The following is a 20673-nucleotide window of genomic DNA, read 5'->3' as shown; positions in this document are numbered from 1 at the left end:
GCCTTCACCGCGGGGGGCCCCTGGTGCGCGGCCGGCGGGGGCCCCCCCCCCCCCCCCCCGGGGGGGGTTGGGGGCCCCCCCGCCCCCCCGCGCCCCGCGGGGGGGGGCGCGCCGCCCCGCGGCGCCCCACGACAGATCAGCATCGGCACGCAGCCAGGCAGCAGCGCGCTCCGTGCGCGCGGCGCAGGTAGTCAGTCTCGCGCCCCGTGACACACCGGGCGCGGACCGTGAGGTGCGTCAGCGCGCCGCTCCCCGCCCAGTGGGCCACGGTCACCGGGGGTGTCTCTATGTCTCCAGCGTCAAGGACGTGATGTCCGGGGCGCGGGTGGTTGGGGTGGTTGTGCGGTGCTCGTCCGGGCGGTGAGGGGGCATCAGGATCAGGCCCTCGGTCGCCACCGCCCTCCACCACCTCGGCTCGGGACTCGTCGCCGCGCCCCCCGGCCCCGCCACCGGCGCGCCCACCACCTGCCCCGGCGCGAGCGGGCGGAGAGCCCCGGGGCCCGCGCCGCGCCGCATGTGGCGAGGGCAGTGCATTCACTGGGCGTCGAGTGGGTCTTTCGCCGGGAGAGCGGCGGCGACGTGCCGCGCTCAGCCCGCCTGGGGTCCGCGCGTGATACGCGAGAGCACGGGGTTAACCCGGAAGATCCGGCCCCGGATGCCCGACATCCCCCAGGCGCCGAGCCGGGCGGTGTGCTTGTCGAGGTAGGCCCGTGCGTCCTTCTCCGTGCGGAAGACGTAGACGCCACCCGCCTCCCGGGTTTCCGGGTTCTCCGTCCACAGCTTCCAGACGAAGCCGGGCTCGCGCGTGATGGTGTGCGCCAGTTCCTCGTACGCCGCGGCCATCTCAGCGCCGAAGGGACCCGCGGAGGGGAAGTCGACCTGGACGAGCCAGGAGGCCTCGTCGGACGGGGAGGCCGGGGGGAATGGGGGCATATGTCTCACCACTTCGTTCAGGGCGGGCGGGGAATCCCGCTTCCTCTTCAACATACTGCATTCTTATTAATATAATGAACAAGGTGTCGGTTCGCCGCTCCGCGGGCTTCTAGGATGGCTCCGGGGCGCCGCCTGGTGAGCGGCCCGGATCAGGACGAGGAGGGCGGCAGCGTGGCCGAAACCGGCGAAAGAGGCACGGACGGGCTCGGGCGGCGGCTGTCCGCGCTGCGCGCCCGCGCCGGACTCACGATCTCGGCCCTGGCCGCTACGGCGGGCGTGAGCCAGGGACTCGTGAGCCAGATCGAACGAGGGGCCGGCAACCCCTCGTACACGACCCTGATCAAGCTCGCCGAGGCGCTGCGGGTGCCCGTGGGGGCCTTCTTCGACGGCAGCGAGGATGCCTGGGAGCCCGCAGCGGTCGTGCGGGCGGGAGGCCGCCGACGGCTTTCACTGAGCGACGAGGGGCTGGTCTACGAGCTGCTCACCCCCTCCCTGCACGGCCGCCTCGGCATGATGCGCGCCGAGATCCCGCCGGGGTACAGCAACGCCCTCGCGCCGCACCGGCACGAGGGCGAGGAGGTGATGCTGCTCCTGGAGGGAGCCCTGCACATCACCGTCGGCGGCAAGGAATCCGTCCTGGAGACCGGCGACGCGCTCACCTACGACGCCTCGGTGCCGCACCATTTCCACAACAAGGGGACCCGGCGGGCCGTCATCGTCGGGGCCATGACCCCGCCCTCCTTCTGACCCGGCCGGGCCCGGAGGTACCCCCGGGCCCGGAGCGGGCCACCGTCAGACCGTGGGCGGGATCGGCACCGTGGTCGAGATGCCGGCGGAACCGTTGATCATCTTCGTGGCGGCACCCGCGAGACGCAGGTAGAAGTCGGAGGAGACCCGCGTCCCGTCGGCGTCCAGCGTCAGGAAGTACTGGTTCGTGGGGATCATCGACTTGTCGACGGCCGCCGGCGCGATCGCTGTGGCCTCGTCGTACTCGTCGAACATGGCGACGAACGCACAGCCCGCGCCGCTGCGGCGGACCGCCAGTGCCTGCTGCCACATGAAATCGCCCGCCCGACGGGGAATGGCGTTGCGTACCCCGTCGGGCTTCCAGTTGGACCAGGCGAAGCCCGGGTAGATCACGGGCTGGTAGTCCTGGCCGCGGGAACGGAGCAGGGCGAGGTCGTCGTCGAGCGGCTTCCGGTTCACGTCCGTGTTCCCCACGTTCCACGGGGAGACCATGTCGAGAGCGGCGAAGACCGCCTCGAAACCGGGCTGCACGTCCACACCCGTGCGCCAGCCGCGCGGCACCCCTCCGATGACGTAGGCGCCCTGTTTCCTGAACCAGTTGACGAGAGCGAGACAGGTCGTGGCCGTCGCCGCCCGGTTCTTGAAACCGAGGCCCCACAGCTCGACCACGGGCCGCCCCGCCTCACGGGCGTAGGAGGCCGAGGCGGTGAGCCGCAGCGAACCCGCGACAGTGGCGGTCCAGTCGTTCTGGACGGTCGGAAGGACCTTGTCGTCGGCGAGGCCGCTGATGTCGTACTCGATGTAGAAACCGCGCCCGTTGCGCTCGGCTGCCGCCCGCACCTGGCGGGCTATGTCGTTGCGCTGCTGGAAGGTGGCGGTGCCGGGGGTGATCTCGTTGCCGAAGCGTTGCAGAGCGGCCCCGTCGATCCCGTACTGCCTCATCCATGCGAAGTGCTGGTCGGTGACGGCGGGCACCCAGGAGGAGAAGAGACGCGCGGGCTGCCCGTTGCCGAGCGGCGCGTATCCGGTGGGGAAGAGCGCCTTCGCGGGGTACGCCGAGACATCCGGGTACAGCTCGAAGGACTGGTTCCCCGGAGCGGGCGTGCCAGAGGACCAGTGCGTCCAGCGGTTGAGCGGTGAGCCGTCGCCCTGAGCCGCGAACCAGCCCTGGTAGCCCGCGTAGACCTTGCCCTTCACTCCTGGCGCCGCCGCGGGCCCGGCGGACGCACTCCCCCGGGGAGCGGGAGCGGCGCCCGCCTGCGAGAGACTCAGCCCTCCCCAGACGGCGCCCGCTCCGGCACCGAGCGCCAGGGAGCCCCGCAGGAAAGTACGACGCTTGTGCTGTGGTTTCTTGCTCACATCACTCCTCGGGCCACGAACGGCCTCATGGTGGGGGGAAACGCTTGCCGAAGTCCACGAGGGCGGCGGAAACACCGTAGGCGGTGGTGGCGTTCTCCCGGAACAGAGCGTCCACGTGATCCGGGAAGCGTGCGGCGGCGATCTCCGGACAGCGGGCGATCTCCGGACAGCGGGAGTAGAGCGTGTCGAGCGAGGTGCCGGACTGGCCGTCCGGCGGGAAGCCGCTCGACGAGGTGAAGGACGGGCGGCGCGCGAGGCGTGGCGCCCCTCCGGGAGGGGAAGCCGACGGGTGGGCGCCGACGTGGTCAGTCCGAGAGGGCCGGGAGGACAACCGCCTCGGCGTACGCGTACAGGAGGGGCCGGTCCACGGGCTCGGTGAGCACGATGTGGGAGACGGGAACAGCTCCCGCGACGGCGTACCCGACGTAGTCGAGAGCCGGGGTGCCGGGCCGGAGCTCCCCCCGCGCCACCGCGCGCCGCGGGATGGCCGCGTAGCCGCCGCGCGCTGCCCGGCCAAAGGCGCGCGCCCCTGCCTCACGGAGCCGCCCGCCCAAGCGAGGCTTGGGGCCGTACCGAGCCAACTCCCCTCTCGACGACGGACGTTGCGGCCTTGACAACCACCCGGAGCGCGCCGTTCCCTGATCCTGCCGATACCGGTGACCGGACAGGAAGGTGTAACAGCCATGAGAACGTCCGTACGCTCAGCGGGGGCGGCCCTGCTCGGCTGTCTGCTCGTCACCACCGCGCTGACGGTGCCGGCCACGGCCGCGCGGGCCGCCGCCGCCGGGCAGGTGTGCAACAAGTACTGCGACACCCGCGATCCCGCCGCCGCGGGCGGGGAACGCACGCCCGTCAGCACCTCGCTCTACGGACGGACGATCACCCTCCACCTCTCTGACAACGATGTCATGGGGTGGGGCTCGATCGAGAAGGGCGAGCCCGGTGATCAGGTGTGGCTCGACCGTTCCTTCGACGGTGGCCGGACCTGGGCCTCGGGCAGCAAGCTGGGCGCGACCGCGATCCCGCAGGGGCGGGCGAGCTGGCGCACCCTCATGTACAACGTGGACGAGTGGAACACCGGCGCGATCGGCGCCCTGCGCGCCTGCGGCAAGGCGGGGGACCGCGCGGAGATCGCCTGCACCGGCTGGGCGCGTACGGACTGGAACGCGTGGAGCCGCAGCACCGCGGCGGCGACCGCGCTCATGACGGGCTACGACCGGGGCAGCGGCAGGTTCGCCGGCTGGTGGACCTCCGCGACGGCGCTCACCTCGGTCATCGACAACATCCGCGTCAGCGGGATGCCGAGCTACAAGTACGCCGTCTCCACCACCTGGGAGAAGCTGCGCGGCGCCGAGGGCGGGGACTTCACCAACAGCTACCTGGACGACACCGGCTGGTGGGGACTCGCCTGGATCGCCGCGTACGACCTGACGCACGAGCAGCGCTACCTCGACACGGCCCGCAAGGACGCGGACCACATGGCCGCCTACTGGACCGGGAAGTGCGGCGGGGGCGTCCAGTGGGCCACCGACAAGCCGTACAAGAACGCCATCACCAACGAGCTGTACCTCCAGCTCAACGCGGCCCTGCACAACCGGATCGGCGGCGACACGACATATCTCAGGCGTGCCCAGGACGAGTGGTCGTGGTTCGAGGGCAGCGGGCTCGTCAACTCCGGTCACACGGTCAACGACGGCCTCAAGGACTCCTGCGCCAACAACGGCGACACGACGTGGACGTACAACCAGGGCGTCGTCCTCGCCGGACTGGCCGAACTGCACCGGGCCACCGGTGACCAGCGCCTCCTGGACAGCGCCCGCACCCTCGCGGACGCCTCCACCTCCTCCGGCTACCTCAACCCCGGCGGCACCCTCCACGAGCCCTACGAGCCGGACGGCACGGGCTGCACGTCCAACGGCGACTCCTTCAAGGGGGCCTACGCGCGCGGCCTCGCCCTCCTCGACAAGGAGCTGCCCGACCACCCCTACCGCGCCTACCTGCGCCGTCAGGCCGACACCGCCTACGCCAAGGACCGCAACAGCCTCGACCAGTACGGCCCCCACTGGGCCGGGCCCCGCACCGGCACCGGCAACGGCTGCCAGCACAGCGCCCTCGACCTGCTGAACGCGGCGGAGGACGACTGAGCACCACCGCGCACCACCGTCCCGCCCCACTGAACCCCGTCCCCTGGGAGGACCGAACCGTGACGCCCACACGAGGCAGCCGTACGAGACCGGCCGCCGCGGCCGTCCTCCTCGCCCTGCTCGCCGCCCTGCTCCCCCTCGCCGGGACGACGACGACCGCCGCGGCGGCGGACAGCGACCTGCTGACCGGACAGTGCCCCGGCGCCGTACCGGCCGGGAACACGAGCGTGACGACGAAGGACCCCTCGTACGGTTCCTCGGACCGCGTCATCGACCTCGCCAACATCGGCGCCGCGCTCGCCTGGGACATCGGCGCCGTCATCGGCGCGATGATCACGGACGAGGCGCGGAAGGCGGAGCGCGTCGAGACCTTCGTCGGCGACGTCCAGGACTGCTTCCCCGGCTACAACGTCATGGTCACGCAGCCCAAGGGCCTCACGACGCAGCACATGAAGGGCATGCTGCTGGCGAAGACGGTGTCGATCTCCAGCACCTCGTACCGCGTCCTCGTCTTCAAGGAGGGCACCTTCCACAAGGACGGCGACCTCGGCTACAAGAACTGGGGCTACAGCGGCTACTTCTCCCGTACGGAGGAGAACCGCACGGTCACCTTCGCCGCCCCGCCACCGGTCACCCGCAAGGCCGACTGGTACGCCTCCTCGGTGGGCGAGGAGACGCCGATGTCCTGCGAGGTGAACGGCGTCACCGCCCCCGACGCCGACCTCCAGCTCGCCGTGGGCGACGGCAGCGACGAGAACCGCGCGCGGGCCGACGAGAAACTCCTCGCCCAGGCCATGCACTGCTGGCCGAGCCACAACCTCCTGCTCCTGCACGACGGCGGCGCCGCGAGGTTCACCGGCACGGACTCGCTCAAGATGGCGGACGGCAAGCCCGCCTACAAGAAGAAGTTCGACATCGGCAACCGCACCTTCTGGCTGTACGTGACGGACACCGGGAAGGTGACGTCCACCGGCGACGGCGGCTGGCTCAACTGGGGCTACGGCGGCTACTACCAGCGCACCGAGAAGGACGGCGACGTCACCGTCGACTTCACGCGCCCCGCCGAGAAGGACCTCAACCCCTCGGGGCCCTGGACCGGCGCGGCGACCGATCTCGCGCTCCCCGACGCCGCCCACTACGTGTGCGCCGGACCGCCGCCCGACGGTGAGGGCACCTTCGCGCAGCGGACCGCCGCGATGCTCGCCGTCTGCTACCCCGGCACCAACATCCTCGTCGTCAAGAGCCTGAACGCCATGCAGTTCGCGCGCGCCGAGGGCCTCCGGCACGTCTGGATGAGCAGCGACGGCCACACCGACTACGACGCCTTCGTGCTCCGCTCGGGCGACGTGCTCAACACCGGCGACGGCGGCTACAGCAACTGGGCCTTCTCCGGCTGGTACGAGCGCCCCGAGGGCCAGGACGGCTACGTGTCCTTCTCCGCGCCGCCCGGCGGTGGCGGCGAGGGCACCGGGCTGCCCGACCTCGGCTCCCGCCCGGCGACCTTCACCGTCCGCTCGGGCGGCACGTCCTTCGACGTCTCCCAGCCCGCCGACTCCCTCGCCACGTACGTCCTCAAGGACGGCCAGAAGCCGAGGATGACGCTCAGCGCGGCGGACGGCTCGAAGCTGAAGTACACGATGGACGACTTCGACGTGAGCGCCCAGGGGCGGCGGCCCTCGGCGACCGTCACCGTGGACACCGCGAAGACACATCAGCGGATCGACGGCTTCGGCGGCGCCATGACCGACTCGGCCGCCTCCCTCGTCTCCGCGTCCCCGCACCAGGACGCGATCCTCTCCCAGCTCTTCGGCACCGGGCCGAAGCAGGCCGGGCTGACCCTCGTCCGCTCCCCCATGGGCTCCAGTGACCTCATGGCGAACGGCACCGACGTGCACACCTACGAGGACACCAAGGGCAGTTTCTCCGCCGAGTCCACCCCCGCCGACAAGCGGCAGATCGCCGTGCTCCAGGCCGCCAAGCGCAAGACCGGCGGCGACTTCAAGCTCCTCGGCACCCCGTGGAGCGCCCCCGGCTGGGCCAAGCGCGGCGGCAAGCTCACCGGCAACGAGTGCGGCACCGAGCGCAACGAACTCGACCGCGCCAAGGTCAACGACTACGCCGACTACTTCGCCAAGTACGTCGCCGCCTACGACAAGGCGGGCATCCGGCCCTGGATGGTCTCGATGCAGAACGAGCCCGAGAACTGCAAGACGCAGATGCCCACGACCCTCCTCACCCCGGACGACGAGGTCGCCCTCTCCCAGGCGCTCAGAAGCCGGCTGCCCGGTGACGTCGGCGTCCTCGGCTTCGACCACAACTGGAACGACCCCGACTACGTCCGCGCCCTCACCGCGCGGGGCAAGGTCGACGCCATCGGCTACCACTGCTACGACGGCACGCACTACGGCGCCCAGACCCAGAGCGTGAAGACGCTCATGACCGAGTGCTCCGGCTTCGTCGACCAGTCCTCCGACGTCGCCGGCAACCTGGGCTGGGAGGTCGCCAACCTCCTCATCGGCCCCCTGCGCAACGGCTCGACCGGTTCCGTCTACTGGTCCCTGGCCCAGGACGCCAAGGGCGGCCCCGCCCTGTCCACGCCCGAGGCGTGCCACACCTGCCGGGGCATGATGACCGTCAACGGCGACGGCAGCTGGGCGCCCTCGCAGGACCTGTGGTTCTGGGGGCAGTTCGGCAAGTTCGTCCGTCCCGGCGCCGTCCGCGTCGACTCCACGAACACCGGGGACCTCTCCACGGTCGCCTTCCGCGACGGCGACACCACGACCCTCGTCGTCCTCAACTCCCGTACGCACGCGGACGGTGGCGCGGCCGGCTCCAGCGAGGCCGACTACCGGGGGAAGATCGTCCAGTACGAGGGCGACGGCAACGCGCAGAAGACCTCCTGGCTCGTCGGCGCCGACGGCTACCGCCGCTGGGTGAGCGACCTCAGCACGTACGGCTGCCTCAAGGACCAGGCCGGCAAGCCCGACGCGGGCGGGCAGCCCGGCGGGACGCTCGACAAGTACGTCAACCTCAAGGACGTGTGGGCCGTCTGCGGCGCGAGCGTCATGGGCACCAACAGCGAACTGGAGACCGGCACGTACCTGAAGTCGGGCGGCGGGGCGCGCCTCACCCTCGGCAAGGACGGCAAGCTCGTCGCCAAGGACGCCTCCGGGACGGTCCGCTGGACCGCGCCCGCCACGGGCGACCGGCTCGTCCTCCAGCCGGACGGCAACCTCGTCCTCTACGACGGCCCGGCCGCCCGCTGGGCCACCGGCACCGACGGCAAGGGCGCCGCCTGGCTCTCGCTGCGCGACGACGCGACGTTCATCCTCTCCACGAAGGCCGACAAGACGGTGTGGACGAGCCCGGTGGACGCCGCCGCCTACCGGGGGCAGATCGTGCAGTGGGACGGCGACAAGGCCGGGCAGAAGACGTCCTGGCAGGTCGGCCACGACGGCAGACGCCGCGTCGTGCACGACTGGGACACCTTCAAGTGCCTCCACGACGCGGGCGAGGGCGACTCCCGTTCCGTCTCCAGCGACACTCTCGACAAGCTCCCCGACCTCACCGGCGTGTGGGCGACCTGCGGCGCCGACCGCGTCGGAGCGCAGGGCTCGCTGGAGAAGGGCGCCCACCTCAAGGCCGGGGACTACACCCTGGAGATGCAGGCGGACGGCAACCTCGTCGAGTACCGCGGCGGGAAGGCGGTGTGGGCCACCGGCACGAAGGGCAAGGGCACCGTGCAGCTCACCCTTCAGCCGGACGGCAACCTCGTCGCCTACGACAAGGACCGCCACGCCCTCTGGTCGAGCGGTACCAAGGGCAGACGGCCCGGCTGGCTCGTCCTCGGCGACGACGGTTCCCTGCGTCTCTGGGACGCCGACGGAAAGCAGGTCTGGACCCGCTGACCGCGTTCCCCGGGGGCGGGCGGAGGCTTCCCCGCCCGCCCCCCGGCGTCTGCTCTCAGGACCGCACCAGCGCCAGCACCACGTCGCGCAGCTCCCGCATGGTGCCGGGGTCGCGGGCCTCGGTGTTGAGGCGCAGGAGGGGTTCGGTGTTGGAGGGGCGGAGGTTGAACCACCAGTCGGGGCCGTTCACCGTGAGGCCGTCGAGGGTGTCGAGGGTGACGCCGGGGCGGCCGCTCCAGGCGGCGCGGACGACGGCGAGGCGTCCGGCGGGGTCCTGGACCGTGGAGTTGATCTCGCCGGAGGCGGCGTAGCGCTCGAAGCGGCGGGTGAGGGCCGACAGGGTGCCGTCCTGTTCGCCGAGGGCGGCGAGGACGTGCAGGGCGGCGAGCATGCCGGTGTCGGCGTTCCAGAAGTCCGCGAAGTAGTAGTGCGCGGAGTGCTCGCCGCCGAACACGGCTCCGGTGCGGGCCATTTCGGCCTTGATGAAGGAGTGGCCGACGCGGGTGCGCACGGGGGTGCCGCCCGCCTCGCGGATCACCTCGGGCACGGTGCGCGAGGTGATCAGGTTGTGCAGGACGGTGGCGCCGGGCCTGCGGGCGAGTTCGCGGGAGGCGACGAGGGCGGTGATCGCGGAGGGGGAGACCGGTTCGCCGCGTTCGTCGACCACGAAGCAGCGGTCGGCGTCGCCGTCGAAGGCGAGCCCGAGGTCGGCGCCCTCGGCGCGCACGCGGGCCTGGAGGTCCACGATGTTGGCCGGGTCCAGCGGATTGGCCTCGTGGTTCGGGAAGCTGCCGTCGAGCTCGAAGTACATCGGGACGAGGTCGAGCGGGAGGCCCGCGAACACGGTGGGCACGGTGTGGCCGCCCATGCCGTTGCCCGCGTCCACCACGACCTTGAGCGGACGCGAGCCCCTCAGGTCCACGAGCGTGCGCAGGTGGTCCGCGTAGTCCTGGAGGGTGTCGCGGTGGGCGAGGGTGCCGGGGGTGGCGGCCGGTGGGGGCGGACCGCCCGCGTCGGTCCAGCGCTCCACGAGGGCCCGGATCTCCCCCAGGCCGCTGTCCTGGCCGATCGGGGCGGCGCCCGCGCGGCACAGCTTGATGCCGTTGTAGCGGGCGGGATTGTGCGAGGCGGTGAACATCGCGCCGGGCAGGCCGAGGGAGCCGGAGGCGTAGTACAGCTGGTCCGTGGAGCACAGGCCGGTCTCGGTGACGTCCGCGCCCTGCGCGAGGGCGCCCCGGCCGAAGGCGCGGGCCAGTCCCGGTGAGGAGGCGCGCATGTCGTGCCCGGTCACGAGGGCGCGTGCCCCGGTGACCTGGACGAAGGCGGCGCCGAACAGCTCGGCCGTCGACTCGTCCCACTGCTCGGGGACGAGGCCGCGCACGTCGTACGCCTTGACGAGCCCGGACAGGTCGGTGCGCGGGGCGGGGTCAGCGGGCGTGGCCATGGCCGTCTCCTTCGGGGGACTGCGGATCGGGGGTGTCGAGGAGCCACAGGGCGGTGTCGGGCGGGAGCGCGTCCCCGTCGAGCGGGCCGCCGGCCAGTACCGGACGGCCCGGTACGCCGAGGCCGGCCCAGCGCAGCGGCCGGTCGCCGAGGTTGACGACGCAGGTGAGCGCGCCGCGCCGGAAGGCGAGGTGGGGGTCGCCGGGCGCCGAGTACCAGTGGGGTGCGGCCGTCGGGTCGGGCGCGGGGTGGGCGCGGCGCAGGCGCAGGGCCTCGCGGTACAGGCTGAGCGTGGAGTCCGGGTCCTGTGCCTGGGCGGATGCGGTGTACGGCCCCCAGCCCTCCGGCTGGGGCAGCCAGGTGCGCTCGGGGGCGGCCGTGGTGAAGCCGTAGGGGGCGCGGTCGCCGGACCAGGGCAGCGGTACGCGAGAGCCGTCCCTGCCCCGGTCGGTGTGGCCGGAGCGTTCCCACAGGGGGTCGCGGACGCGGTCGTCGGGGACGTGGGCCTGCGGCAGGCCCAGTTCCTCGCCCTGATAGAGGTAGGCGGAGCCGGGCAGCGCGAGCATGAGCAGGGCGGCGGCGCGGGCGCGCCGGGCGGAGCCGAGGCGGGTCACGGGGCGGACCGCGTCGTGGCTGGAGAGCAGCCAGGTGACGGAGCCGCCGCCGGGGGCGGACAGCGAGGCGTCGATGACGCGGCGCAGTTCCGCCGGTTCCCAGGCGGCTTCCAGGAAGGCGAAGTTGAACGCCTGGTGCATCTCGCCGGGCCGGATGTAGCGGGCGAGCCGGGCGGGGTCGAAGACGGCGGCCTCGGCGACCATGAGCCGGTCCTGCGGGGCCACCGCTCCGGGGGGCGCCGGGTGGGTGTCCAGGAGGGCGCGCCACTCGCGGTACAGCGGGTGCAGTTCCTCCTGGTCGTAGTACGGCATGAGGTGGTTGCGCAGCGGGTCCCGGTGCTGGCCGGGCCCGGCGTCGGGCAGGCCCTCGGCCTTGAACAGGGCGTGCGCGACGTCGACGCGGAAGCCGTCCACGCCCCGGTCCAGCCAGTACCGCAGGATGTCGGCGAAGGCGGAACGCACGTGCGCGTCGCGCCAGTTGAGGTCGGGCTGTTCGGGGGCGTGCAGGTGGCAGTACCACTCTCCGTCGGCGGTCCTGGTCCAGGCGGGTCCGCCGAAGGCCGACTGCCAGTCGTTGGGCGGGAGTTCGCCGTGGCTGCCGCGCCCGGAGCGGAACAGGTAGCGGGCGCGGGCGGCGGAGCCGGGGCCTGAGGCGAGCGCCTCCTGGAACCAGGGGTGCTGGTCGGAGGTGTGGTTGGGCACGAGGTCGACGATGAGCTTGAGGCCCAGGTCGTGGGCGCGGGCGGTGAGCCGGTCGAAGTCCTCGGGGGTGCCGAGGTCGGGCGCGACGCCGGTGTGGTCGGCGATGTCGTAGCCGCCGTCGGCGAGTGGCGAGGGGTAGAACGGCGTGATCCACACGGCGTCGGCGCCCAGTTCCGCGATGTGGCCGAGGCGCGCGGTCGCCCCGGCGAGGTCGCCGATTCCGTCGCCGTCAAAGTCGGCGAAGGCGCGTGGGTACAACTCGTAGCAGACGGTGTCCTGCCACCAGCTCATGAGGACTCCTGGAAGTGCGGTGCGGGGACGGCTTGTTCGGTGCCGGTGTCGGCGGCGCGGGTGGCGGCCTCGGCGACGGTGACGGCACTCAGCCCGGAGCGGGCGCCCGCGACCGGGGCTGAGCCCTCGCGGGCGGCGCGCACCAGATCGGCGAAGGCGGCGCGGACGCTCTCGCTGTAGACGTGGGGTTTGCGTGCCTCGCCGCCGAGGTCGAGCACGGCGCGCACGTGGTGCGGCACGACGCGCACCTCCCCGCGTCCGCGCGCGGGGGCCGGGCTGCCCGCGTCGCGTGCGACGGTGACGGTGACGCGTTCACCGCCGTGCGGGCGGAACCCGTCCACGTGCAGCAACGCGGCACTCTGCGCTGCGAGTTGTTCCCAGTCCCGGGCGCCGTCCTCGTCGGTCCAGGCGGAGATCTCGGCGCGCACCGGTATCCAGCCCTCGATCCGGGTCTCGGCGAAGCCGTGGTCCAGGCGCATGAGCTGGCGCTCGCAGCGGTGGGCGTGGGTGAAGGAGTGCAGGTGGGAGGCGAGGACGCCGCCCGGGTGGAGGACGTCGGCGCTGACCATGTCGACGGGCCCGCCGGGGCGCCGTACGGCGGTGGCGCGCACGCTGAGCGGTTCGGTGCCGAGCAGGGCGCGGGCCGCGTCGAAGAAGTGCACCCCGTGTTCGACGAAGATGCCGCCGCTGTGCGCGCGGTCCCAGAACCAGTGGCCGGGGCCGAGGTCCTGGTCGGAGGCGTCGTTCTCGAAGAGGAAGCGGCGGGGCGGGGCGAGCAGTCCGCGTGCGGTGAGCCGTTCCACGGCGCGCAGCAGCGGGTTGTAGCGCAGCACGTGGTCGACGACGAGGGCCCGTCCGGCGCGTTCGGCCTCCTCGGCCACGGCGCGGGCGTCCCGCGCCGTGGTGGCGAGGGGCTTCTCGCAGAACACGTGCCGCCCGGCCCGCAGCGCGGCCGTGGCCGTCGCGGCGTGCGCGGCGGGCGGGGTGGCGATGGCGACGGCCGCCACGTCCGGGCGCTCCAGCAGCTCCTCCAGGGAGCCGAGGGCGGGGACGCCGTGCCGTTCGCCGAGCGCCTTCGCCCGTACGGGGTCGGGGTCGGCGACGGCGACGGGGCGCAGTCCGGGCAGGCCGGCCACGGCGTCCAGGACGTACGTCCCGAAGCCGCCGCAGCCGACCAGCCCGAGGCCGAGCGGGGCCGTCGTGGCACTCATGCCGTGCGCTCCAGGAGGGCCACGCCGATGTGCGCGTCGGCCATGCCGTAGAACACGTACAGCTCTCCGTCGATCTCCTCGATGGCGGTCGGGAAGACCACGTTGGGGACGGTGCCCGCGCGCTCCTCCTCGGTCTCGGGCGCCATGAGCGGCTGGTCGGAGCGGGCGAGGACCCGGGAGGGGTCGGCGGGGTCGAGGATCATCGCGCCGGCCGCGTAGGACACGGTCTGGTTCTGCGCGAAGGGGTCCTCGATGTGGCCGGAGACGCCGTGGTGGATGAGCAGCCAGCCCTCGGGGACGCGGACCGGGGCGGGGCCGCCGCCGATCTTCAGCTCCTCCCAGGGGTGTTCGGACAGGGCGACGAGGCGGTGGTCGCGCGGGCGGGCGAGGGCGCGGATGTCGGCCTGGGCCTCGGCGACGGGCACGTACGAGATCCAGATGCCGGGCCGTTCGTCGGTGATCTCGGCGGGCAGGTGGACGCCCTCGCCGGGGCGGAACCAGCCGAGGTCCCACATCGGCCGGTGCAGCATCGCGTAGGCGGGCTCGCCGTCGGGGCCGGGCACGGGCTCGGGGAAGTGGACGACGTCCTTGTTCGGGAACAGGTTGAGGTCGGTGTCGAGGTCGGGCTGGTAGGCGAACTGGACCGGGCCGAGGCGGGTCCAGTGCGTGAGGTCCTCGGACACGGCGAGGGCCGGCTTGGGGCCGAGCGGGCCGTAGGCGACGTACGACATGACGTGCTTGCCGAGCGAGGGAATCCAGGTGACGCGGGGGTCCTCGACGCCGGCGTTGTTCTTGCCGCGCTCCCAGCCCTCGTCGGGCGAGAGGACGACTCCGCGCCGCTCGACGCCGCTGGGGACGCCGTCGGTGAAGGTGACCTCGGCGAGGCCGACGCGGGAGACGTTGCCCTCGGCGACCAGGCGCGGCAGCAGGTGCAGGCGGCCGTCCGGGGTGCGGCCGGAGGCGGGGTTGAGGACCCCCTCGGCCTCGGTGGCCTCGCCGGGCAGCGGGGACATGATCAGGCCCTTGCGTACCAGGCGGTAGGGGATGCGCGAGGCGGCGCTGGTGGTGCTCATGGGGGGAATCAGCCCTTTACTCCGGAGTCGATGTCGGTCGAGGTGAAGTGGCGCTGGAACAGGAGGAACAGGGCCACGGCGGGGGCGGCCAGCACACAGGCGCCGGCCAGCAGGGCGCCGGTCGGGTTGGCGACCGTGCCCTGGAGGTTGGACAGGAAGCTCGCGAGGGACACGGCCAGGGGCTGCATGTCGGCGTTCTTGGTGACCAGGAAGGGCCACAGGAACTCGTTCCACGGGCCGATGAAGGTCAGCAGCATCGCGGAGAGCACGGCGGGCCGGGCCATCGGCAGGGCGATCTTCCACAGGATGCGCAGCTCGCCCGCTCCGTCGAGGCGGGCGGCCTCGAACAGGGACTGCGGCATCTGGAGGAAGAACTGCCGGAACAGGAACACGGCCGTCGAGTTGATCGCGAACGGCAGGATCATCCCGAGGTAGTTGTCGCCGAGCCCGTAGTCGCGTACGACCAGGACGTACAGCGGCAGCGTCAGGAGCTGGAAGGGCACCATCTGCACGAGCAGCAGCGAGGCGAACAGGGTGCCCCGGCCGCGGAAGTCGAGCTGGGCGAGGGCGTATCCGGCGAGCACCCCGAAGACGAGGGTGCACAGCAGGACGCCGATCGTCATGACCCCGGAGTTGAGCAGCGAACGGCCCAGCGAGATCGCGCCGTTGACCGCCGTGTAGCTGCTGCCGGTCAGCCCTTCGGGCACCGCGGAGGACAGGTCGCCCGTCGTCGTCTTCCGCAGCGAGCCGACGACCATGTAGTAGAAGGGGAAGAGGAAGGCGACCGCGCCGAGCGAGAGCACGGTGTACTTGGCGGCCCCTCCCCAGCGACGGCGCCCGCCGGCGGGCGGGGTGTGCGCGGCCGGGGCGTCCTGGGCCGGGGTGGTGGCGCTCATGTCAGTTGCCCCTCTCGGTGAGCTTGCGGGCGGCCAGCGAGATGACGAGGACGAAGGCCACCAGGACCACGCCCAGCGCGGCGGCGAAGTCGGGGTGCCCCTGCTCGATGCCCTTCTGGTACATGAGCAGGACGGGTGAGGTGGAGGCGTGGTCGGGTCCGCCGCCGCCGGTCAGCAGGTAGGGCTCGCTGAACAGGTTGGCGCCGGTGATGATGGCGTAGATCACGACGAGGGTGGTCGCGGGCCGCACCCCGGGCACGGTCACCGAGAAGAACTGCCGTATCCGGCCCGCCCCGTCGACGGCGGCCGCCTCGTACAGCTCCTTGCCGACGTTCTGGAGGGCGGCGAGGTAGAGCATCACGAAGAAGCCGAGCTGCTTCCACGTGACGAAGAAGGCGATCATCGGCATCGCGAGGTGCGAGTTGACCAGCCACGAGGGGTCGGGGGCGTGCGAGCCGAGCAGGTTGTTGACGAAGCCGTCCGAGCCGAACAGGAACTGCCACACGGCGACCAGCGCGACGCTCGCCGTGATGTACGGCAGGTAGTAGGCGGCGCGGAAGAAGGCGCGGAAGCGGATCTTCGCGTTGAGCGCCGAGGCCAGGACGAGCGACAGGATCACCGTGAGCGGCACGTTGATCACGAGGAAGATCGCGATGTTGACGAAGGCGCGGCCCACGACCGGGTCGGTGAACACGTCCCGGTAGTTGGACAGCCCCACCCACGGCGAGTCGACGTGGGTGCCGGGGGCGGTGAAGTAGAAGCGGTGGACGGAGATCCACAGCGTGTAGCCCAGCGGGACCGCGAAGACGACGAGCAGGAACAGGACGTAGGGCGACACGAAGAGCGCGCCGACGCGGGAGCGGTTCTTCCCGTGGCGGGTGCCCGCGCCCTTGCGGGGCGCGGAGTCCGTGGCAGGGGCGGTGGCGGGGGTGGGACGGAGGTTCGTCATGACGGGTCCCCGTACTCGTCGAGCAGGTCGGTGATCTTGTCGGAGGCCGTGCGCAGCGCCGTGTCCGTGGACTCGTCGCCGAAGACGACGGACTTGGTCCACTCGTCGCGGAACGCCTGCCAGATGTCGACGGAGCCGGGCACGTTGGGCACCTCGACGACGTGTTCGGCCTGCCGGGCGAACGGCGTGTAGACGGGCTTCCTCGCGAAGAAGTCCGGGTAGCGGGTGGTCAGGTTCTCGCGCATCGGCATCTGGCCGGTCGCGTCGAGGAACTTCCCGTCCTGCCGGGCGGAGGTCGCGAACTTCAGCAGGTCCCAGGCGGTGGCGCGGTTTCGGCAGGCGCTGAACATCGCGGCGGACTTCTCGTCGCTGAAGGAGTAGGTGTCCCGCGGCGCCTTCCCGTCGGCGGTGGGCACGGGGGCCACGCCGATGTCGACGCTGTCCTTGTAGGCGGAGACCGCCCACGGGCCGACGGTGGCCATGGCGGCCTTCCCGTCGTTCACCGCGTCACCCGGGTACGCCTCCTGCGGGGCGAGCTTCTCGGCGTACAGCGTGCGCCAGAACGCGGCGGCCTGGCGGCCGGCCGGCGAGTCGAACTGCGGCTTGCCGTCCTCGATGAGCTGCTTGCCGCCGCTCTGCGCGGCGAAGGCGGGGTAGAAGTCGTTCCAGGACTGGAAGAACTCGCTGCTGGGCGCCGGCCAGATCGCGGCCTTGGCGGCCCCGCTGCGCACGAGGGTGCGGGAGGTCTTCAGGAACTCGTCGTAGGTCGCGAGCCTGGGGTGCTCGGGGTCGAGACCGGCCTTCTTGAAGATCTTCTTGTTGTAGAGGATCATCACCGGGTTGCTCTTCCACGGCAGTTGGTAGAACTTGCCGTCCTGCGACTTGTACTGGTCGGTGAGGGCGCCGCCGCGCTTCTGGATGTAGGCGTCGCCGTCGGGGAAGTCACTGAGCGGCACGAGGCCGTTCTGCTTCTCGAAGGTGGGCACCGAGGCGGGCGCGGTGTTGAAGACCAGGCAGGCGCTGGTGCCCGCGATGATCGAGGCGCTGATCGCCTCCTCGGAGGTCTTGCCCGCCGGGATCTGCTGCGCCGTGACGTGCTGACCGGGGTGGCTCTTGTTCCAGGCGGCGATCATGTTCTTGCCCCAGGCCACCTCCTGGGCGTTGTTCGACAACCAGATCGTGATGGGGCCGCGCGCGTTCGCGGCGGTCTCCTGGTCCGGGGCCGACCGGCCGCAGGCGGTCGCGGCGCCCGCGAGGGCGAGCACGAGCAGCGAGTACGCCGTTCTCCTCAGCATGAAAACTCTCCGAACTGTTCACGCCCGGCCTCGTCGCCGGACGGGAGTTCCTTGCCGCGCCCCGACAGGCCCGGCACCCGGTTGTCAGGCACGGGGTGCCGGGCCTATCGAGGCGCGGGGGACGAACTCGGCGGGCGGCAGCACGACGTGCGCGACCCCCTCACCGGCCAGCACCCGGTCCAGGGCGCGGGCCGCCGCCTCCCCCCAGCCGCGCGCGTCGGCGCGGGCGGAGGACAGCGGCGGGTGGGTGTACCGGGTGAGGGGGGTGTCGTCGTAGCCGGCCACCGAGAGGCGTTCCGGTACCGGGACGCCGAGTTCCTGGGCCACGGAGAGACCGGCCGTCGCGGCCAGGTCGTTCCCGTAGACGATCGCGGTGGGCGGCTCGGCCAGCGACAGCAGCTCGCGGGTGGCGCGGGCCCCGCCCTCGGCCGTGAAACCGCCGGGCAGCACGGGCCCTTCGGGCAGCCCGAGCGCGCGCAGCGTCTCCTCCCAGGCCGCGCGGCGCCGGTGCGCGTGGCGGAACTCCTGGGGGCCCTCGACGTGGGCGATACGGCGGTGCCCCAGCTCGGCGAGGCGGCGTACGGCGTCGACGTAGGCGGGCCGGTCGTCGAGGCTCACCGAGCTGAGCCCGTCGCTCCACTCGCTCTGCCCGACCACGACGGCCGGGAGGCCGAGGCGGTTCACGAGGGCGGGGCGCGGGTCCTCGTGGCGCAGGTCGGTGAGGAGCACCCCGTCCACCCGCCGGTCGGCGGCCAGGCGTTCGTACACCGACCGCTCCCGCTCGGGGGTGGTGAGGTGCACCATGAGCCCGTCGCCGCGCTCGCCGAGGACCACCTCGACGCCCGCTATGAAGGCGGGGAAGAACAGGTCGGCGCCGATCAGCTCGGGTTCGCGGGCGAGGACGAGACCGAAGGCCCCGGCCTTGCCGAGGGACAGGGCGCGGGCGGGGCGGCTCGGGGTCCAGCCCATCTCCGCCGCGACCGCGAGGATGCGTTCCTTGGTCTCCTCGGCGATCCCGGGCCGGTCGTTCAGGGCGAAGGAGACGGAGCTGCGCGAGACGCCCGCGCGCTGTGCCACGTCGGCGATGGTGGGCCTGCGAGCCATGGCGCCTTCCGCTCTCTGCGTGTTGCCGGGTACTGCCGGGAGGGACCCGTCAGGGGCGACCGCGTGTTTCCAGCCGGTGTCTAAACCGGTTTAAACGATCGACCGGCGTTTACTAAACCGGTTTGGCGCACGGGCGTCAATGGGCGGCGGGGTGTGATCTGCGCCGCTCGGGAGCGGCCCGGAGGGAGGGGCGGGTGCGGGTTTGTCCACGAGCCGGGCGCGCGGGCCGGGCGGGGGGCGTGGGTGCGGCGGTGGGCGGCGGCGGACCACGACCCCGGAAGACGACCGTGGCTCGAAAGCACCCCGCCCGGCGGTCGGTGACGGCCGGGCGGGTTGGGGCACCGGAGTTCGGTGGTGGCCGGGCTGCCGGGCGGTCGTGCGGCGGGGCGCGGGTCATCGGGGTCTGCGGGGGTAGCCGACGGCCATGCGCAGATATCCGATGAGCGTCTCGACACGGCGGCTGGCCTGGTTCGCGCTGGCGGTGGCGGTCGTCCTGGCCGTGGGCGGGGCCGTCGGCTTCGTGGTGGCGCTGACCGGCGGCCGTTCGGCGGCCGGCGTTCTCTGGCCGGCCGTTCTCGCCGTGGCCTGGGGCGGCATCTGCGCGCGGATCTGCCTCAACCTGCGACGGGACGCCGCCGCCCGCCGGTGAGCGGGGCCGGGAGCCGTACGGAGCCCCTCCGGCTCCCGAAGTCCCTTACTTGCGGGCGCCGTTGCCCTCAGCCGACGTCCCCGCCCACCGCTCCACCGCCGTCAAGGCGAAGGCGAGCGGGCCCGGGGCGAGGAACGGCAGGGGGCGGGAGCACCCGCACGAAGAGGGCCACCCGGACCGTGCCCGCCGGCGCGGGACGGGAGAACCACCCGGGCCGCGCATGACCCAGCCGAGGGCGCACCCCCACGCCTGCCCCCCAACACCTCACCCGGACACCTCAGTCGACCGGCTTGAGCGCCCCGATCAGCGGCACCGGCGCCCGGCCCGCCACTCGCCCGCCGCCGCCCTCCGTACCCCCGTCGCCACCCCGGCCCCCGTCCGGCCCGGCCGCCCGCAACGGGCACCCGGTGCCGACGCGTTCGGTGAGTTCGGCGCGCAGGGAGGCGAGTTGGGACATACGCGCGTCGATGACCCCGATCTTCTCCTCGAACAGCGCGGACAGCGCTTCCGCGGTGTCCGGCGCCCCGCGCAACTCCTCGCCGGTCCGCGCGATCTCCGCCAGGGAGAACCCGAGCGTCCGCGCGGTGCGGACGTACTGGAGCCAGGCCACCGCCTCGGGCGGGAAGTCCCGGTAGCCGTTGGCCAGTCGGCGGCCCGCGACGAGGCCGCCCTTCTCGTAGAAGCGGATCGTGTCCCTGGACATCCCCGTACGCGCGGCCAGCTCTCCGATGCGCATCCCCCACGTCCCTCCGAACGACGAGCTTGACCTTGGACCGTACTCCACTGTTTAGCGTGAGGCGTCGCCGAAACCCGACGAACCCGACCGGCCGGAGCCCCTGACATGACCCGTCCCGACGCCCCCGCACGCCCCGCCTACCTGCGCGTCGTACGCGCGAGCGCCTGGTACGACCTCGTGGTCACCGCGGGGTTCGCGACCCCGTGGACGTACGCGCTGGTGCACGACACCCTGTCCTCGCTGGGCGAGGCCCTCGACTGGGGCGCCCTGCCCGCCCTCGACCCCTGGCAGACCCTGTACGCGAACCTCATGGGCTCGGTCGTGGTCGTCTGGGCCGCACTGCGCGTCGTCCGGCCGCTGCCGGTGCACGGGCTGCTCGACGGCGCCGCCCGCACGCTGTTCTCGGCCTGGATGGCGTACGCGCTGCTCAACGGAGTCTCGCGGATACTGTGGCTGTTCCTGGCCGTCGAGGTCGCGTGGGGGATCGTCCAGCTCGCGCCCTGGGCGCGCGAGCGCCCCACCGGCGCCGGCCTCCTCCCGCACCGGACCGGCCGGCCGGAACGCCCGGCGGCCGACTGAGGCGCCCCGCCACCACCGCCGTGACCTGCGCGTTCCTCCC

Annotated in this window: 17 protein-coding genes; 5 read left to right on the top strand and 12 right to left on the bottom strand. The window is 72.5% G+C overall.

Annotated features, from left to right (window positions below; all coding sequences use genetic code 11):
• Nucleotides 1-588: 588 nt before the first annotated feature.
• Nucleotides 589-933, bottom strand: a complete 345-nt coding sequence (locus ACFYMP_RS14495; RefSeq protein WP_388855993.1) for a monooxygenase — start codon at nucleotides 931-933, stop codon at nucleotides 589-591.
• A 171-nt stretch (nucleotides 934-1104) separates the two neighbouring features.
• Here ACFYMP_RS14495 and ACFYMP_RS14490 point away from each other — a divergent pair, with 171 nt between their 5' ends.
• Nucleotides 1105-1680 carry a cupin domain-containing protein gene (locus tag ACFYMP_RS14490; protein ID WP_388855990.1) on the top strand — a complete coding sequence of 192 codons (576 nt, stop codon included), beginning with the start codon at nucleotides 1105-1107 and terminating at the stop codon, nucleotides 1678-1680.
• A gap of 45 nt (nucleotides 1681-1725) precedes the next feature.
• Here the strand turns inward: ACFYMP_RS14490 and ACFYMP_RS14485 are convergent, their stop codons facing one another.
• Complete coding sequence (locus ACFYMP_RS14485) at nucleotides 1726-3039, bottom strand: glycoside hydrolase family 71/99-like protein (protein ID WP_388855987.1); 1314 nt, start codon at nucleotides 3037-3039, stop codon at nucleotides 1726-1728.
• Between the two features lie 305 nt (nucleotides 3040-3344).
• Entirely contained in the window at nucleotides 3345-3509 is a 165-nt protein-coding gene (locus tag ACFYMP_RS14480) for a hypothetical protein (protein ID WP_388855984.1), read from the bottom strand.
• 213 nt (nucleotides 3510-3722) lie between these two features.
• Between ACFYMP_RS14480 and ACFYMP_RS14475 the strand changes: the two genes are divergently transcribed.
• Both ACFYMP_RS14475 and ACFYMP_RS14470 read left to right on the top strand, forming a co-directional pair.
• Nucleotides 3723-5183: a glycoside hydrolase family 76 protein gene (locus ACFYMP_RS14475; RefSeq protein ID WP_388855982.1), complete on the top strand. Its 1461-nt coding sequence runs from the start codon at nucleotides 3723-3725 to the stop codon at nucleotides 5181-5183.
• A gap of 59 nt (nucleotides 5184-5242) precedes the next feature.
• Nucleotides 5243-9091, top strand: coding sequence for a hypothetical protein (locus tag ACFYMP_RS14470; RefSeq protein ID WP_388855979.1), 3849 nt, complete (start codon nucleotides 5243-5245; stop codon nucleotides 9089-9091).
• Between the two features lie 55 nt (nucleotides 9092-9146).
• On the opposite strand, the gene ACFYMP_RS14465 is transcribed toward ACFYMP_RS14470, so the two are convergent.
• The 8 genes from ACFYMP_RS14465 to ACFYMP_RS14430 form a co-directional block, all read right to left on the bottom strand.
• Nucleotides 9147-10535 (bottom strand): phosphomannomutase/phosphoglucomutase, encoded by a 1389-nt coding sequence (locus ACFYMP_RS14465; protein WP_388855976.1) that lies wholly within the window; start codon nucleotides 10533-10535, stop codon nucleotides 9147-9149.
• Nucleotides 10519-12141 carry a glycoside hydrolase family 13 protein gene (locus ACFYMP_RS14460; protein ID WP_388855973.1) on the bottom strand — a complete coding sequence of 541 codons (1623 nt, stop codon included), beginning with the start codon at nucleotides 12139-12141 and terminating at the stop codon, nucleotides 10519-10521. Before ACFYMP_RS14460 ends, ACFYMP_RS14465 begins: the two co-directional genes overlap by 17 nt.
• Nucleotides 12138-13352 carry a Gfo/Idh/MocA family oxidoreductase gene (locus tag ACFYMP_RS14455; RefSeq protein ID WP_388855970.1) on the bottom strand — a complete coding sequence of 405 codons (1215 nt, stop codon included), beginning with the start codon at nucleotides 13350-13352 and terminating at the stop codon, nucleotides 12138-12140. Before ACFYMP_RS14455 ends, ACFYMP_RS14460 begins: the two co-directional genes overlap by 4 nt.
• Nucleotides 13349-14425, bottom strand: a complete 1077-nt coding sequence (locus tag ACFYMP_RS14450) for a glycosidase (protein ID WP_388855967.1) — start codon at nucleotides 14423-14425, stop codon at nucleotides 13349-13351. Before ACFYMP_RS14450 ends, ACFYMP_RS14455 begins: the two co-directional genes overlap by 4 nt.
• Nucleotides 14426-14433: 8 nt before the next feature.
• Complete coding sequence (locus ACFYMP_RS14445) at nucleotides 14434-15321, bottom strand: carbohydrate ABC transporter permease (protein WP_388855964.1); 888 nt, start codon at nucleotides 15319-15321, stop codon at nucleotides 14434-14436.
• 1 nt (nucleotide 15322) lies between these two features.
• Entirely contained in the window at nucleotides 15323-16270 is a 948-nt protein-coding gene (locus tag ACFYMP_RS14440) for a carbohydrate ABC transporter permease (RefSeq protein WP_388855961.1), read from the bottom strand.
• A complete protein-coding gene (locus tag ACFYMP_RS14435; protein ID WP_388855958.1) occupies nucleotides 16267-17565 on the bottom strand; it encodes an extracellular solute-binding protein in 1299 nt (432 codons plus the stop codon). The genes ACFYMP_RS14440 and ACFYMP_RS14435 overlap by 4 nt, the downstream gene beginning before the upstream one ends.
• Before the next feature lie 84 nt (nucleotides 17566-17649).
• Entirely contained in the window at nucleotides 17650-18669 is a 1020-nt protein-coding gene (locus tag ACFYMP_RS14430) for a LacI family DNA-binding transcriptional regulator (RefSeq protein WP_388855955.1), read from the bottom strand.
• Between the two features lie 424 nt (nucleotides 18670-19093).
• Here ACFYMP_RS14430 and ACFYMP_RS14425 point away from each other — a divergent pair, with 424 nt between their 5' ends.
• Nucleotides 19094-19318, top strand: a complete 225-nt coding sequence (locus ACFYMP_RS14425; RefSeq protein ID WP_388855952.1) for a hypothetical protein — start codon at nucleotides 19094-19096, stop codon at nucleotides 19316-19318.
• A 277-nt stretch (nucleotides 19319-19595) separates the two neighbouring features.
• Here the strand turns inward: ACFYMP_RS14425 and ACFYMP_RS14420 are convergent, their stop codons facing one another.
• Nucleotides 19596-20054, bottom strand: coding sequence for a MerR family transcriptional regulator (locus tag ACFYMP_RS14420; RefSeq protein ID WP_388855949.1), 459 nt, complete (start codon nucleotides 20052-20054; stop codon nucleotides 19596-19598).
• 105 nt (nucleotides 20055-20159) lie between these two features.
• Here ACFYMP_RS14420 and ACFYMP_RS14415 point away from each other — a divergent pair, with 105 nt between their 5' ends.
• Nucleotides 20160-20633 (top strand): hypothetical protein, encoded by a 474-nt coding sequence (locus tag ACFYMP_RS14415; protein WP_388855946.1) that lies wholly within the window; start codon nucleotides 20160-20162, stop codon nucleotides 20631-20633.
• The last annotated feature ends 40 nt before the right edge of the window (nucleotides 20634-20673 follow it).

The sequence above is a fragment of the Streptomyces sp. NPDC007088 genome, from assembly GCF_042869355.1.
In the GTDB taxonomy this organism is placed as follows: Bacteria; Actinomycetota; Actinomycetes; order Streptomycetales; family Streptomycetaceae; genus Streptomyces.
Note: the sequence above shows the minus strand (reverse complement) of the source record. Positions and strands in the feature narration are given on the sequence as shown.